Source organism: Paenibacillus etheri, assembly GCF_001012825.1.
GTDB lineage: Bacteria > Bacillota > Bacilli > Paenibacillales > Paenibacillaceae > Paenibacillus_AQ > Paenibacillus_AQ etheri.
Genome location: NZ_LCZJ02000054.1, coordinates 1 through 14874, shown reverse-complemented (window position 1 = coordinate 14874; position 14874 = coordinate 1). Strand labels below are relative to the sequence as shown.

Annotated in this window: 14 protein-coding genes; 9 read left to right on the top strand and 5 right to left on the bottom strand. The window is 41.6% G+C overall.

Annotation, left to right across the window (positions count from 1 at the left end):
• Positions 1 to 5 precede the first annotated feature (5 nt).
• Positions 6 to 1019, top strand: coding sequence for a zinc-dependent alcohol dehydrogenase family protein (locus tag UQ64_RS27235; protein WP_060626603.1), 1014 nt, complete (start codon positions 6 to 8; stop codon positions 1017 to 1019).
• A gap of 548 nt (positions 1020 to 1567) precedes the next feature.
• Here UQ64_RS27235 and UQ64_RS27230 read toward each other — a convergent pair.
• Entirely contained in the window at positions 1568 to 2959 is a 1392-nt protein-coding gene (locus tag UQ64_RS27230; RefSeq protein WP_060626602.1) for an MFS transporter, read from the bottom strand.
• A gap of 110 nt (positions 2960 to 3069) precedes the next feature.
• Between UQ64_RS27230 and UQ64_RS27225 the strand changes: the two genes are divergently transcribed.
• Both UQ64_RS27225 and UQ64_RS27215 read left to right on the top strand, forming a co-directional pair.
• Positions 3070 to 3954, top strand: a complete 885-nt coding sequence (locus UQ64_RS27225; RefSeq protein ID WP_060626601.1) for a LysR family transcriptional regulator — start codon at positions 3070 to 3072, stop codon at positions 3952 to 3954.
• A gap of 388 nt (positions 3955 to 4342) precedes the next feature.
• Positions 4343 to 4966, top strand: coding sequence for a nucleotidyltransferase family protein (locus UQ64_RS27215; RefSeq protein WP_060626599.1), 624 nt, complete (start codon positions 4343 to 4345; stop codon positions 4964 to 4966).
• A gap of 142 nt (positions 4967 to 5108) precedes the next feature.
• Here the strand turns inward: UQ64_RS27215 and UQ64_RS32450 are convergent, their stop codons facing one another.
• The gene (locus tag UQ64_RS32450) at positions 5109 to 5315 is read right to left on the bottom strand and encodes an SDR family oxidoreductase (protein ID WP_280818265.1); all 207 of its coding nucleotides are present in this window, start codon (positions 5313 to 5315) and stop codon (positions 5109 to 5111) included.
• Positions 5316 to 5526: 211 nt separating this feature from the next.
• On the opposite strand from UQ64_RS32450, the gene UQ64_RS27210 reads away from it, so the two are divergent.
• From UQ64_RS27210 to UQ64_RS27200, 3 genes are all read left to right on the top strand, one after another.
• A complete protein-coding gene (locus tag UQ64_RS27210; RefSeq protein ID WP_060626598.1) occupies positions 5527 to 6516 on the top strand; it encodes an ABC transporter ATP-binding protein in 990 nt (329 codons plus the stop codon).
• Positions 6488 to 7261 (top strand): ABC transporter permease, encoded by a 774-nt coding sequence (locus tag UQ64_RS27205; RefSeq protein ID WP_060626597.1) that lies wholly within the window; start codon positions 6488 to 6490, stop codon positions 7259 to 7261. Before UQ64_RS27210 ends, UQ64_RS27205 begins: the two co-directional genes overlap by 29 nt.
• A gap of 127 nt (positions 7262 to 7388) precedes the next feature.
• Positions 7389 to 8528 (top strand): 5-methyltetrahydropteroyltriglutamate--homocysteine S-methyltransferase, encoded by a 1140-nt coding sequence (locus tag UQ64_RS27200; RefSeq protein ID WP_060626596.1) that lies wholly within the window; start codon positions 7389 to 7391, stop codon positions 8526 to 8528.
• 433 nt (positions 8529 to 8961) lie between these two features.
• Here the strand turns inward: UQ64_RS27200 and UQ64_RS27195 are convergent, their stop codons facing one another.
• The 3 genes from UQ64_RS27195 to UQ64_RS27185 all read right to left on the bottom strand — a co-directional run bounded on the left by UQ64_RS27195 (position 8962) and on the right by UQ64_RS27185 (position 12164).
• Positions 8962 to 9903 carry an NAD(P)H-binding protein gene (locus UQ64_RS27195; protein WP_060626595.1) on the bottom strand — a complete coding sequence of 314 codons (942 nt, stop codon included), beginning with the start codon at positions 9901 to 9903 and terminating at the stop codon, positions 8962 to 8964.
• 78 nt (positions 9904 to 9981) lie between these two features.
• Entirely contained in the window at positions 9982 to 10881 is a 900-nt protein-coding gene (locus UQ64_RS27190) for a LysR family transcriptional regulator (RefSeq protein ID WP_060626594.1), read from the bottom strand.
• 92 nt (positions 10882 to 10973) lie between these two features.
• Entirely contained in the window at positions 10974 to 12164 is a 1191-nt protein-coding gene (locus UQ64_RS27185; protein ID WP_060626593.1) for a coenzyme F420-0:L-glutamate ligase, read from the bottom strand.
• A gap of 390 nt (positions 12165 to 12554) precedes the next feature.
• Here UQ64_RS27185 and UQ64_RS27180 point away from each other — a divergent pair, with 390 nt between their 5' ends.
• From UQ64_RS27180 to UQ64_RS27170, 3 genes are all read left to right on the top strand, one after another.
• Positions 12555 to 13130, top strand: a complete 576-nt coding sequence (locus tag UQ64_RS27180; protein ID WP_060626592.1) for an RNA polymerase sigma factor — start codon at positions 12555 to 12557, stop codon at positions 13128 to 13130.
• The gene (locus tag UQ64_RS27175; protein ID WP_060626591.1) at positions 13120 to 14043 is read left to right on the top strand and encodes a hypothetical protein; all 924 of its coding nucleotides are present in this window, start codon (positions 13120 to 13122) and stop codon (positions 14041 to 14043) included. The genes UQ64_RS27180 and UQ64_RS27175 overlap by 11 nt, the downstream gene beginning before the upstream one ends.
• Positions 14044 to 14121: 78 nt before the next feature.
• The gene (locus tag UQ64_RS27170; RefSeq protein WP_060626590.1) at positions 14122 to 14643 is read left to right on the top strand and encodes a glycosyltransferase; all 522 of its coding nucleotides are present in this window, start codon (positions 14122 to 14124) and stop codon (positions 14641 to 14643) included.
• Positions 14644 to 14874 lie beyond the last annotated feature (231 nt).

Here is a 14874-nt window from a genome sequence, read left to right as displayed (position 1 = left end):
CTAATATGAACGCGGCTGTATTTCAAGGAACTAGGCACATTGTATATATGGACCGGGAAACTCCGGCTGTTGGCTCCAAAGAAGTTAAACTTCGTGTGAAATGCTGTGGGATATGCGGTACAGATCAGCATATTTATCATGGATTCCCTGGGTCTGCGGAGGTGACAGCTCCGATTGTATTAGGACATGAGCTCGCAGGCGAAGTAGTTGCTGTAGGTGATGAGGTTACAGCCCTGCAGGTGGGAGACCGTGTATCGGTGGATCCGAATATCTATTGTGGAAACTGTTATTTCTGCCGGAATGGAAAAGTGCATTTGTGTGATAATTTGCAGGCTGTTGGAGTGACTCGTGATGGTGGCATGGGCGAGTATTGCGTTGTTCCAGTGACGAACTGTTACTTATTGCCTGATGAAATGAGCTGGATTGAAGGAGCAATGATTGAACCTCTAGGTTGTGTGCTTCATGGTTATAAGAAGCTGGATATTCATCCGACACACCAAGTTCTGATTATCGGCGGTGGCTTTATTGGTCAATTGTTCTTACAGCTCGTCAAAGCTGCAGGTGTTAAAGGGATTATTGTTAGTGAGCCGGAAGTGTTCAAGCATGACCGATTAGTCGAATTAGGTGCGGATGAAGCGGTGTCTCCTACTGCAGCAGGCGTGATGGAAGCTCTCCATCATCAATTTGATATTGTTATCGAATGTGTAGGCCGGGCGGATTCCATGGAGCTGGCGGTAAAGGCTTCACGCAAGGGTGGACAAGTATTGATGTTCGGTGTTGCTTCCCCAGACACGTTGATTCAAGTCTCACCATTTGAAATTTTTACAAAAGAGTTGAAAATCATGGGCTCTTTCATTAATCCGTATACCCATGAGGAATCGATTGCGTTAATTGAGAAGGGGATCGTTCAGATTGAGCCGTTGATTAGCCATCGATTTTCGTTGAAAGATATACCGGAAATCATGGAAGAGTATTCGAAACTGCGTGTTGGTAAAGGGGTTATTGTGCACGAGAGGTAGTGCTAAATCATAGTAAGCGTACAACAAGCGATGACTACTGGCTATTTCGCCAGGAGGCATCGCTTTTTTTAGTGGGCAAAAACTGGCTACGACGATATCGTAAATCGCCATAAATGGACTGAGGTTAAGGGATTGTTGGTGGTTTGAAATCATCCGAGTCACCACCTAGAATTAATACAATAATTATACAGCAAAACAGGACACCCTTCCTCGAAAAGATCGAGGAAGGGTGTCCTGAAATGGAGTTTTCATAGCCCTCTAAAAGACGCCCGTATAATTTAAATTTAAAAAACATTAGAGGAGCGTAGCGAAGGGGAAATTTGGAACTGTAGGAGCGATAGCGACCGCCTTTGTCTCCGGATTTCATCCGCGAACAGCGGTACAATTCAAGAAATTCTTACGACAACAGCGGCCGGAAGTCCAAATATTCCCCGTAGTTACAACTGACACATTGGATTATAGTCTTCAGGGAAATTAGTATTGGGACTTTTTCAGTGGCCTCCACGATTAGTCATAGGGACTTTCTTTATTAAAAGGTTGTTTTCGCATTAATTTAACCGCTCCTGCAAATCTCCTGACTTCCGGCGCCGCCGACTCATGAATACCAAAGATAATGCAATGATCGTGAGAATAATCCCAAGTACTTGAAATCCCTCAAAGCTGAACTTACCTCTCATTACGATCCCTATTAACAACGATGAGAGGATGGTTCCCAAATACCTTGATGTATTAAATAATCCGGATGCTACACCGATGATTTCTTTTGGTGAACTTTGGAACAAAGCTGCTTGCATACCTACGTTATTCAACCCGTTACTAATCCCGAAGGCAGCCAAAGCCAGACATACGCTGATAACCGGTGAAGTTTGATTTAATGTCACGAGCCATACCGATCCCAAAGTCATTAAAATTGCAGACAATAGCAATGCCGGTCCTGGTCCGGATTTATCGATCCATCGTCCTGCTATTGGAGAAGTAACCAGAGAGCAGAGGCCTAAGGTTAGCATTAGTATCCCTGTTTGGAACTCACTGACATGGCGAACCATTTGTAAGTAGGACGGAATCCCGAAAAATAGTGAGTAGTAAAGTACGTTAACGAGCATAAACTCCACATTAACCCAAGTCATCGCAGGATATTTGGCGAATGTACGTAAAGGAATAAAGGGTGAGGTCGCTTTTAACTCATGTCGTACGAATACTCCCAGCAGAGCGAGTCCTATCAATGAAACCATGACATTTCCTAAAGCGATGTGCCCAGATGATTTTGCTGAGAGTAATCCTACGAGCAAGGCAACCAGACCCGCTGTGAAGAGCAGGATCCCTGATCCATCCATCCAATGCAACCATTTACGAAGGGACATGCCCTGTGCGACGGCTAATGACGGGTCATCTTTGGGAATATTTCTCCAAGACAATAGAAAGCTCAGTATCACAAATGGAATATTCACGAAAAAGATAGCTGGCCAGCCCCACCAGTGTATGATAACCCCGCCAATAAAGGGTCCAATGGCTGCCGCACCGGATAGGAAGATAGACAAAACAGACAGTGCTGTCGCTTGTTTTTCCGTAACATGAATCCGTACTATGGCCATCCCTACGGCAACCATCATGCTTGTTCCAATGGCTTGCACAATGCGGAACACGATGAGCCACGCGAAGCTTGGTGCGAATGGAGCAAATAATGAGGCAAGGAAGGCTACTACAAGCCCGGTAAGAAATATCTTCTTACGACCAAATAAATCGCTGGCCTTTCCCATGACGGGTTGAGCGATGCTACTAGCAATGTAGAAAGAAAAAATAATCCAGGAAACACCTGAATAGTTAAGTTGGAATACATTTTGCAATCTTGGAATAGCAACAGAAACCATTGACGAATTTAATGGATTCAATAATATCCCTAGACCCACTGAAATCATTAACCACCAATTACGAACACTCATTTTGGGTCCCCCTAAAGCGTATTAATGTCATCGTACTTGATTTTAATTATTCATTCCAACGCATTTTATGTTATATTCTCATTGACTTAAAGGAATGAATGGGGTGCGAAATGGAACTTCTTCAGCTGCAATATTTTCTCGCGGTAGCCCGGTTGGAACATGTGACCGAAGCTGCACGAAATCTACACGTTACTCAATCATCACTTAGCAAAACAATCCAGCGTTTGGAGGAGGATCTAGGGGTCCCTTTATTCGATCGAGTAGGTAGGAACCTACGTCTGAATGAATTCGGAAGCAGATTCCTTCGTCGTGCAGAAAGAGCTTTGTTTGAATTGGAACAGGGAAAACAGGAGCTTAGTGATTTATCTCACCCTGAACATAACACGCTCGAATTAGCGGTGACCACCGCCAGTACATTGCCCAATATCCTTCGTGAGTTTCGGAAAAAGCGACCTGATATTCAATTTCATGTGCAGATGCTGACTACGAAGGAAATGGTTACACTTTTGGATAGAGGAGAGGTGGACTTTTGCTTGTCCTCACCTCCTATAGAAGGGGATGACATCGAGTGCCAAATCGTGTTTATCGACCCAATCCTTGTCGCTGTTCCTAAGGGGCACCGTTTGGCAGACCGAAGCAGTGTATCTTTGATAGAGCTTAGAGATGAATGGTTCGTAGGGGTTAAGAGTGGTTATGGAACTCGGGATTTAATAGACTCTGTGTGCCAATCGGTTGGATTTACACCTAAATATGTTTATGAGGGGGATGAACCTGCAAGGTTGATCACACTTGTGGAAGCTGAGATTGGTCTTGCCTTCATACCAAGTACTGCAAGAAATTCACGGGAAGACATCAAATATCTTCAAATAGAGAATCACGAATTGGTAAGGGAAATAGCTTTAATATGGCACAAGAGTCGGTATATTTCTCAGGCTGCTTTGGAATTTCGTGAAGTGGTTGTAGAATATTTCGGATCGTTATCTAGAGGTATTTAACTGGATACAAAAGAACAATTGCATCCAGCTCAAGGACGCATGGTCTATAGAAATATTTTATAATGAGGATGTAGAAGAATCTGGTAATGTTTAGTTATCTGATGTTGGTTCTTCTATAAACCATGAAATATGGGTGCATCTCTTACAAATAAGTATAGCAGCGTTTTTATTCGCCCAGTCAAAACCTAGAAATGATGCTCCGCTTGTGTTAAGTAGTTTATAATCCAGAGCAAAGGTATCGTTTTGACAACAAGGACAGGTTATTCGTGCGCCTGCAGCACTGTATCTCATTTTAAAAACCTCCTGTGAATTTGTATAGTTCTTTAACGCATCTGAGGTTATTAAGGTTTCATGTAATCGAACTTACTAGTCAATTTGGGGTGAAATTATGAATAGCTGGGAAACAGCTTTGTCAAAGGTATGTGAGCTTTATTTTTCATCGGAAGTGAATTCGAATTTAGAATGGATCTTGGTTGGCTCGGTGGGTTCGGTTTTACAGGGCTGTGAAATGACTCCGGGAGACGTTGATATTTATACAAAAAATAAAGAAGGGATTGCACAATTTGCAGAACTTCTGAAGGAATATTCCCTGCTGGATAAATGTGAATTCCCTCATGGGGAAAACTGGTTATCCTCTTTAGAAGAACCGACATACACTCAGACCTTTTCTTCGGGCTTTTCATGGACAAAGGGGAGTTGGATCATCGATGGGTTTAAAGTGGAAGTCGTTCATATCTCCAATTCAGCGGGAATTCCTGATTCTATGGATGGTGATGGAATATGGGAAGGCGGGCGATTCATTTGGAAATATTTTAAGAATGTGACAATCGGACGGTACACTATTCCTACGGTTCCTCTAGAAATACAGCTAGAGTCTAATTTAAGAAGACAACGATCAGACAGGACACAAGCGATTATTACTGCATTGCAAAAATATGGATACGATCAAGAATTAATCGAAAAAGCTCTATCAAAGGAGCACTTACCTTATTTTTATTCTCAAATGAATTGAGCTAAGGAGGTTGGAGCGAGGTAACCAATCTGTTGATCGTGGTGGCAATAATTGCAGTTATATTCTTACTCATATGGATATTCTAATGGCCTTGTAATGAAAAAATGCCAGCCCTCATTCAACTTGAGGGCTGGCATTATTGTTATTGAGCTGAGTATCCTCCATCGATGACTATTTCCGAACCTGTAATGTACGAAGATTCATCAGTTGTCAGAAACAGCGCCGCTTGGGCAATATCGATGGCTTGACCCAAACGCTGCAAAGGCGTTACCTGAATCAATCGGTCTAGCAGGTCCTTTGAGGTACTTAAAGCTTGAGTCCGCTTTAGATAATGCGCGACATGTTTAATCCCAGCGAACGGGTCATAGCCATTGACGGAATTAATTTTCTGCCAATCCTCATATGCATAGACTTATCATAGTTGTCGTCTATACAAATCTCATTCCTCAGACGGAGAAAGTATCCATCTGGAGCCAGTTATCTAAATTTAGATCCTAAAATAAAATAAATTTAACAATGGAATCACTCTTTTAAATCGTACGGGAGAGGATGGTTATAAGGTGGAGAAAATTATAGAAGTACGGGGGATTAGCAAGATCTACGAGAAAAGAAAGACGAAAGAGAAAATACATGCCGTTCGTGATGTTTCTTTTCATGTAAATCGTGGAGAGGTTCTCGGTTTACTAGGTCCCAACGGTGCTGGTAAAACATCAACGATAAAGATGCTCTGTGGTTTGTTAGAATCGGATGGGGGTTCTATATTCATTAATGGCTTAGATATTTGCAAGAAGAGACTTAAAGCGCTAGAGCATATTAGTGCTGTATTAGAGGGGAACCGGAATTTATATTGGCGTCTCACGGTACGGGAAAATTTAGAGTATTTTGCAGGTAACCGGGGGTACTCTCGGAAGCAAATTGCCGATCAAGCAGATAAATTATTAGAGCAATTCAATCTTAAAGAAAAGGAGAACGAGCTGGTTAATGGATTATCTCGGGGGATGCAGCAAAAGCTGGCAATCGCTGTGGCGTTATTAGCGAATACGGATGTCATCTTGCTGGATGAGCCAACGCTCGGTTTGGATGTTGAGGTTAGTTATGAATTACGAAATATTCTAAAAACGATAGTGAGGGAAGAGAAACGTACGATCATTATTAGCTCACATGATATGCCCGTCGTTCAGGAGCTGTGTGACCGTGCCATTATCATTAACAAAGGTGAAGTTGTGATTGATGACAGGGTGGAGAATTTACTTAAGTTATTTGAAACAAGGGCATATTCCATTAAATTAGGTGAGCAATTAAGCCCTGGACAGGAGAAAAAACTGTTGAGTATATTCCCTTTAAGTACTTATAAAGCAAGCTCTCATGAAACAATCGTGGAAGTGAATTTAGAGCATGGTCAGGATATTTACGAGTTGTTCGACCTTCTGAAAGAGGAAGGAACGATGGTGGAAAGTATTGATCGTATAACCATTGATTTTGAACAAGTGTTTATTCAGATTGTGAAGGGAGGGAAGACCCGTGAAATGGCTCCATTTGTTCAATGCTAATTTTCGTAAGGAATATATTGAGATGAAACGTTATCTACCGAACACAATCGCGTTAGTAGCCACTTTTTATATTATATTTCTGGCTGCATTCTTTGGGATTATGTTCATAGGAGATCCGGCTAGTTTTGATACGAATGTTCAATATTCAATTGTAAGTGTAGTCTTTTGGAGCTTGACGATGATGACGATGAACTTTATTGGATATTCGGTAATCACAGAAGCGACGCGTGGAACGTTAGAACAGTTATATATGTCTCCTATGGGTGTGTGGAAAATCATGCTTACACGGATCATCAGTCAATTGGGCTTACAGTCTGTTATTATGATCCTTTTACTCTTTGGTGCGATGCTAACCTCCGGACAGTGGCTGAGTCTTAACCCCATGACAACTATCCCGATTATTGTAGTTACTATGATTAGTATGGTAGGTGTTAGCTTTATGATCGCTGGATTAGCTATTATCGTGAAGCAAATCCAAGCCTTTTTACAGATTTTTCAATTCGTTTTGATGGGACTTGTATTTGTTCCGATAACTGTAGCACCATTTCTAGCTTTCGCTCCATTCGTCAAAGGGGTGAATATGGTAAGAACAGTGATGCTAGAGAATCTTACGTTAACGGAGTTGCCTTTATCAGACTATGGCATATTAATATTAAATTCGCTGGTATATTTGATTCTAGGGCTCGTTGTGTTTGATCGCTGCGAGAAAATAGCCATGAAGAAAGGGCTTCTGGGGCAATACTAGCGTATACAATCATTTATCTATTAGGTATAGCTAATACTTATAACCTGTCATAGATCATTGGTGTACCGGTATAGGCAGTCGGATATGCTATATTAATTTTAATAATTTTTTACGAGGAGATTAATATATGAGCACTCAAACCGAACCTAAAAAGCGAACCGTTACTCCATTTCGATATGATATTGTTGGAAGTTTCCTGCGCCCTCAGGCGTTAAAAGAAGCTAGATTAAAATTTAAAAACGGTGAAATTACCGCCGAGCAGTTGAAGGAATTAGAGAACGACGAGATCGTGAAGCTCGTGCAAAAACAAAAAGAGGTTGGTCTTCAAGCTGTAACTGACGGCGAGTTCCGCCGCTCTTGGTGGCATCTCGACTTCTTCTGGGGCTTTGACGGTGTAGAGCGGACCATTATTGATCAAGGCTACCAATTTAACGGCGCGGAGTCGAGACCTGAAACAGCCCGATTGACCGGGAAAATAAGCTACAGCAGCCATCCTTTTGTATCACATTATGAATTTTTAAAAGGCGTTGCAGGTGAGGATGTTGTTGCACGTCAATCGATTCCTGCAGCTGCGCAATTCCTGTTCGAGCTGGATCGGGCAGAAAATAAGGAAAGTACGATTGAATTATACCCGAATCGTGAAGAGCTAATTTCGGATATTGCTAAAGCATACAAAGCATCGATTCTTGCCTTCTATGCAGCGGGCTGCCGCAGCATTCAAATCGACGATTGTACGTGGGGAGCGCTTTGCGACGAACAGTTTATAGCGTTTATGAATCAGATTGGCGTGAACGTAGCTGAATATGCGAGCGAACTTGCAAAATTGAACGAGGAAGTTGTGACCGGTCTGCCGGAAGATCTCGTTGTAACGACCCATGTATGCCGAGGCAATTATGTTTCTACTTATGCTGGAGTGGGTGGAGGTTACGAGCCTATCGCGGAAACGCTCCTGAACATTAATAACTACTCGGGTTATTATCTGGAATTTGATACCGACCGTGCAGGCGATTTCAAGCCATTGCGTTTCCTGAAAGACAATCAGCAGGTCGTACTTGGCCTGTTCTCATCCAAGTTTGGTGAACTTGAAAGCAAGGAAGATATTCTGAAGCGTATTGAGGAAGCGAAGCAATATGTCGATCTAAACCGGATTTGCCTAAGCCCGCAATGCGGCTTTGCTTCCACGGAAGAAGGCAACCATCTGACAGAGGAGCAGCAATGGCGCAAGCTTGCTTATATTAAAGAGATTGCTGAGGAGATTTGGAACTAACTCTAATTAAAAAGTAGACAGAGATAAAGATAATGCACCTTTAGCCATTCGGATGTTTATCCGTACGGTTAAAGGTGTGTTTTATTCTACAGCGAGTATACCGATATACTTGGCTACCGCCCTTTATGCGAGAAGATTGAGAGTAATTAGGGAGGATTTCCCTGATTATCTCCAGGGCAAGCATATGATTGAGCTTTACGGAGCAGAGAGTCAGAGAATTAATTAGGAATTATTAACACACGGCACTTGCTGAGTTGTCCACGATTGTGGTTGCAATGGCAGAAAATTGTGTGTGTTCAGTAAGTAGAGGAAGCTTGGAGTGCTCCTACTGACCTCGGAAAACGGGTTGTTTTTGTGCCACTCTCAGTATAAAAGAAATCACCCCCGTTTATTAAACGGGGGTGATTTAGCCTAAGAAGTAAGGTGTCAGCTTTTAATTATCTTTAGAGTGTCTTTCGCCAACCTGGAATTCATCGGCATGTTCAAACATATATTTCACGGTCAGAGGGTCTTGACCAGTTAGTTGTTTGAAGTCGTCCGTATAAACATCCATTTTTCCTTCACGAATAGCTTGTCCGAAAGTAACCATACCTTCTGAAGAAAAGGGTGCTTCGGAGCCTTCTTTAAATGCACCATCGGTAGTTCTAGGCACGCCCATTGCTTCGAATACAGCATAATTCTCTTCATCCGTGTTTTCTTTGTAGGTAATATGATTAGCCGTTACTTCATTACCAATCTTAATGAAGTCGGTAATTGTCATCAATTCAAGCCCGTTGATATTTAGAATCGCTTCCTGATAATTATTAGAGGCTAGGGCATACGCAACGGCTTTTGCGCAATCCTTCCGCGAGATATAAGCCATTTTACCATCACCTTGATTGTTCGTTAATACCCCGTCACCCTTCACATACGTGAAGTAATTGGTAATCATGGCTTCCGCGTATTGGGAATTCCGAAGGAAGATATAATCTAGCCCAACGCTTTGAATATAACGTTCGGTATACACATGGTCGATTTTTTCTACGCTTGGATTGCTCTCATCGGCTGCATTTACCAGAGAAGTATAAATGATCTGTTTGACTCCAGCTTCTTTGGCAGCATCGACCACATTTTTTTGTGCATTTTGGCGTTTCTCCCCAACAAAAGGCATGGAGATTAGAGCAAGTTTATCGGCATGAGCAAAAGCTTCGGCAAGGCCGTCCTTGTTATTAAAGTTGGTCACATGTGTTTCAATCCCTTGTTCCGCATATTCTTTCAAACATGCTGGATCGTAGGCGCAAAAAATGATTTGGTCTTTATCTACCAGCTCCAACAAATATTCCGCAGCTTGTTTCCCTAGATTTCCATCGACACCAGTCAACAATAATTTACCCATGATCGTTGTCACTCCTTGTTGAAATGAATTATACCCTTATAGTATGTGAAAAAAAGAACATAGTCTAACACATAAAACTTATGACCGATTGCTAAATCCAATTTGGATTTGTTGCAGGAAGGAGGGCAAGGCTGGGTTTGTATTATTTTTGAGATAACCTGCTTCGATTGCAAAGGTATGGTGTGAATCATCTAAGGGGATTAGCCGGACTTTATCTTGAAGATAGGCGAGCTGATAGTTATCCGGGAAAAAGCCGATTAAATTCTCCGTTATGATATAGAACAATTCTGTCTCCACATCGTCTGCGGTTCGAAGGATGTTCGGCTGATAGCCGTCTTCAATTGCATGCTGGATCATCAGATGATAAGAGCTTCCAATAACCGTTGGATTCAGCATGACAAGTGGGTGTTCATATAACTCCTCTTTAGTGATCGTTTCATGATGGAAAAGGGGATGGTGATGGCTCACAGCCGCACAATAACGTCCCTTATATAAGGGATAGGTTACAATGTCCTCTTTTCCCTGGAACTCGGAGTCAAAGGCAATAGCCACGTCGTAAATCCCTTTTAGCAAATATTCTGCAATATCTTTTAGTAATACTTTATTCAGTTCCAGCTTAATATTCGGATGATGCTCCTGAAACGAGGGAATCAATTTCAATAAACTTTGGATATCCGTCATCGCCGCATATTCGATACTCAGGGATTGCGTATTATACTTTTGAAAGTTTTCCATGCTCATCTTCATATGGTTATATTGCTTCCAGAGGATGAGAGCTTCGCCATAGAAAAGCCATCCGGCTTTGGTTGGCTCGATAGGGATCTGCTTTCTGTCAATCAATTGAATATTGAATTCCTCTTCAAGCACGGCAATTTGTTGGCTAATGGTGGTCTGCGATACATAGTTCTTTTTAGCTGTTTCCGTAAAATTTCTGCATTCCACGAGATCGATAAAATATTTAATCCTTCTTATGTTCATAAGTATCCTCCGCATGCCGCTGTTTGTTTAATTATAACCCAGAAAGTAAAAAAGAGAGCCTCGTTTAGAGACTCCCTTTGTTTGTACTATTCTTATTTTGTATAGTTATCGAAGTAACCTTGAATATAAATCATTGGTGTTCCTTTGTCTCCACTACCAGAAGTCAAATCAGATAATGATCCAATGAGGTCCGTTAATCTACGAGGAGTAGTCCCTTGTGCTTCCATCGCACCAACGAGATCATCATTTTTATTCTGAATATATTTAGAAATGGCTTGTTTCAGCTCTTCACCACGAAGATGAGAGAAGTTGTTATCGGCCAAATATTTCAATTTCACTTCATTTGGCGTTCCATCAAGGCCTGCAGTGTAAGCAGGGGAGACAACTGGATCTGCAAGCTCCCATATTTTTCCGACTGGATCTTTGAATGCTCCATCGCCATAAACCATAACTTCTACAGTTTTACCTGTAATTTCTTTGATTTTTGCTTGGATACCATCCACTATAGGTTGGCAGTTATTTGGAAATAGTTTTACACTTTCTTCTGTTGCTTTATTTGATCCTAGCAGACCATAGGCTTCGTTAAAGCCGCTGCCATCGATGGATTGTGTAAGAATATCATCCAAGCCAAATACTTTTTCAGCACCATTGTTTGTGAGAATGCGTTTGGTTCTGAAGCGAGTGTGAATATCGCAAGTTAATACATTTTTTGTATAGTTTAAAATGGTTTTTGGGTTGTTGGAGAAGATGACTTCACAAGCCACACCTTCAGCTTCAATCAAACCTTTATAATATTCAATATAGTCAACACCTGTGAATGGGTGCTTAATATAGCCGAAATGTTCACGGAACTGAGCTTCTGTTAATACATCCGTCCATGGATTGATCCCTTTTGCATCAAGTTCGTCGATGTCTACAAGATGGTTGCCCACCTCATCAGCTGGATAGCTTAGCATTAAGACTACTTTTGTTGCCCCTTTGGCAATACCACGCAAGCAGTTAGCAAATCGGTTACGGCTAAGGATTGGGAAAATAACACCCACGGTTTCCTCGCCGAATTTTGCTTTAACATCAGCAGCAATATTATCAATTGTCGCATAGTTACCTTGTGCCCGAGCCACAATGGATTCAGTTACGGTTACAATGTCACGATCCTCGATCGAGAAACCTTCGACTTTTGCAGCATTCAATACGGTTTGAACTACGATTTCTTCAATGTTATCCCCATTGTTAATGATGGGCCCGCGGAGTCCACGTACCACTGTTCCAACTACTCTTTCCAATATGATCTCTCCTCTTGTAAGGGTATACTCTATATATAAGTAATGGTTATAATCCCTATATTACTATACCTTTTTAAGTGATATAAGTGAAATTAATGTTTGTGATATCTAATATAAAAAGGATTGATAGATAAGTTGGAGTACTAATGGCTTAAAAGTCAATATCATATCTAAATATAAAACTGCTAATAAACAAATAAGTGAGAGGCCGGTCAATTTTTAGACAGCCCTTTTTTGTTGCGATTAAATTAATTAATAGACATACATAGATGCATCGTTTCTACACGAGATTCGGAATCATCCGATAAAAAAATAGATTACCTGTCACAAAACAACTGTTCGTTTTGTTATAACGTGTGAAAGAGCCACCCTAATACGAAAGGAGTACTTATGAAATCAGATCATGTAACCGTAGCAATATCAAATGCGGAAATTGAATGGATCATCCAGCAGATTAAAAACGGTCAACAGGAGCCGTTTCGACTATTGGTCAAACAATATCAACGTCAGATCCACGTGTATTGCTATCATATGCTGGGCGATAGACAGGAAGCAGAGGACGCGGTTCAAGATATTTTTATCAAGTGTTATCAGAATATAGACAGCTATAAGGAGAGCATTTCTTTCTCGGCTTGGTTATTCAAGATCTCCTATAATCACTGTATTAATTTACTGAAAAAGCGAAACGCCTGGTACAAGATATTGAATATATACCGTTGGCAACAACAGGTCACTACCTCTAATGAATCTGATTACAATGATCTCGTCGGGGAGATGCTTGGCCGACTTTCATCTGAAGACAGGAACTTGGTTCTGATGCGGGTGATTGATGAGCGTAGTTATGAGGAGATTGGTCAAATTATGGACTGCAAACCAGCCACCGCACGCAAAAAATATGAGCGGATAAAAAAAAGACTGAGACCGCTCTGGTCTCAACAATTGGAGGGAACAGCTAATGAAACCTAATGACCTTTCTCAGCAAGCGGACATGATTCACAAAATCAAAGATTTGATGAATATGACGAATCTCCCGGAACAAGATTTTTCTGACACTGTCATGATGCAGATTAAACAGCTGGAAAGTATACCGACTAATCCTCGCAAAACGCTCGTCATCACTATGAAGAGGCTGGCCATCGCCATTTGCGTGATTGGTCTTTTGAGTGGCTTTTCTTATGTAGCCAACGAGTGGTTTAATTTACGGGATAAAGCTGGTAATCCTGTCATGGAAGTCAGAAGCACTAACTCGAAGATTCCCGATTGGCAAACCAAAATATTGGAGCAGGTAAAGAAGCAAATAGCACCGGGCGAGTCAGCCGTCGTTTATTTCGGTAGTAAAGAAGAAATCACAAAGCAGACAACTGACCAGATCTTGTGGACGACTTCTCCCATTAAATACCGCGACCATAACGCATTTATTGATGCTGTTCAAGGGCCGTTAGCTAATAGTCGCCTTTTCGTTCAAGTACCTGACGGTTACGAATTCGAGGCTGGTTATATATACATGGACTATCAACCGCAAAGTCCTGAGGATAACCTTCAAACTTTTGTTGAAACGGAGACTGGAAAGGAATACGCCTATGGTTTGCGGAAGGCTGGTAGTGGAATCCAATCCGTTACGATGAACTACAAGAAGGGCAAGGACGAAATCGCCTACCAAGTGAATTTTCTTAGGGGGGTTGAGAAGTCCAAGTTTTTTATCACAAAACCCTCAAAGGACCTGATTACAGATGTGTGGGGCACGGATACCTATTATGACGATCATACTCTGAACTGGGTTGAGAGGAGTGAGGGAGGTTTCATGAACTATAGTCTCTCCGGATCTGCTGCTACGAAAGAACAACTCGTTGAATTCGCCAAAGTAATACTTGCCCATTAAATTATCTGCGGAATGGAGACTTGTTTCTTGCTAAGAAGTGGATTTTGGAAAGTTATATAGATTAAGGTGGTTAGTTCTATGCTGAAAAACAGACCGACATTGTGCATCGTCTTGTCTTGTTATAATGAGAAGCCTGAAATTGAAGAGAAGATTAGTCAGCTTATGAATGTACTAACTGAATTGATCAGGGAGAAATGTGTCTCGGACAAAAGCTTTCTGCTCTTCATTAATGACAGCAGCTTGGATCACATCTGGGAAATGATTAACCAACATCAAGAACGGAATCCTAGCGTGGTTGAGCTTAAGTTAGATCCGAAAGTAGGTTATAAAAATGCCCTACTGGATAGTCTGATGCACGCTAAAGAACTGGCGGATTGCGTTATCTCGATTGATATAGATCTGTTGGATCATATGCGTTTTATTCGTGAATTTGTGGTGTGCTACTTGGAGGAATATGAACTTGGTGTAAGGGAGAGTAGCAGTAAGTATATCAGGTTCAAACGCAACTTGGAGTTTGCCTTCTACCGATTGATGAAATGGATGGGAATCAAGGTGAATCAGGATCATTCCACCCATAAACAAGAGCGAGAGCATATATGATGCTTATTAGTTAAATTATGTAGGGGCTACTACTTATCTCTGACGATTCGCCGAGTCTGGCAAGATCCATTGGCAAGCAAAGTGTGGAGCTATTCCCCCTTAAACAGTGGAGAGGACAGACTGATTGTGGAAAAAAATACGGCAGGAGGTTTCGATTTTAAACTACCGTGCATTTTTCGGTTATTGTAGAAATCCATGTACTGGTCAAGCGATTCATAGGCCTCTTCAAAT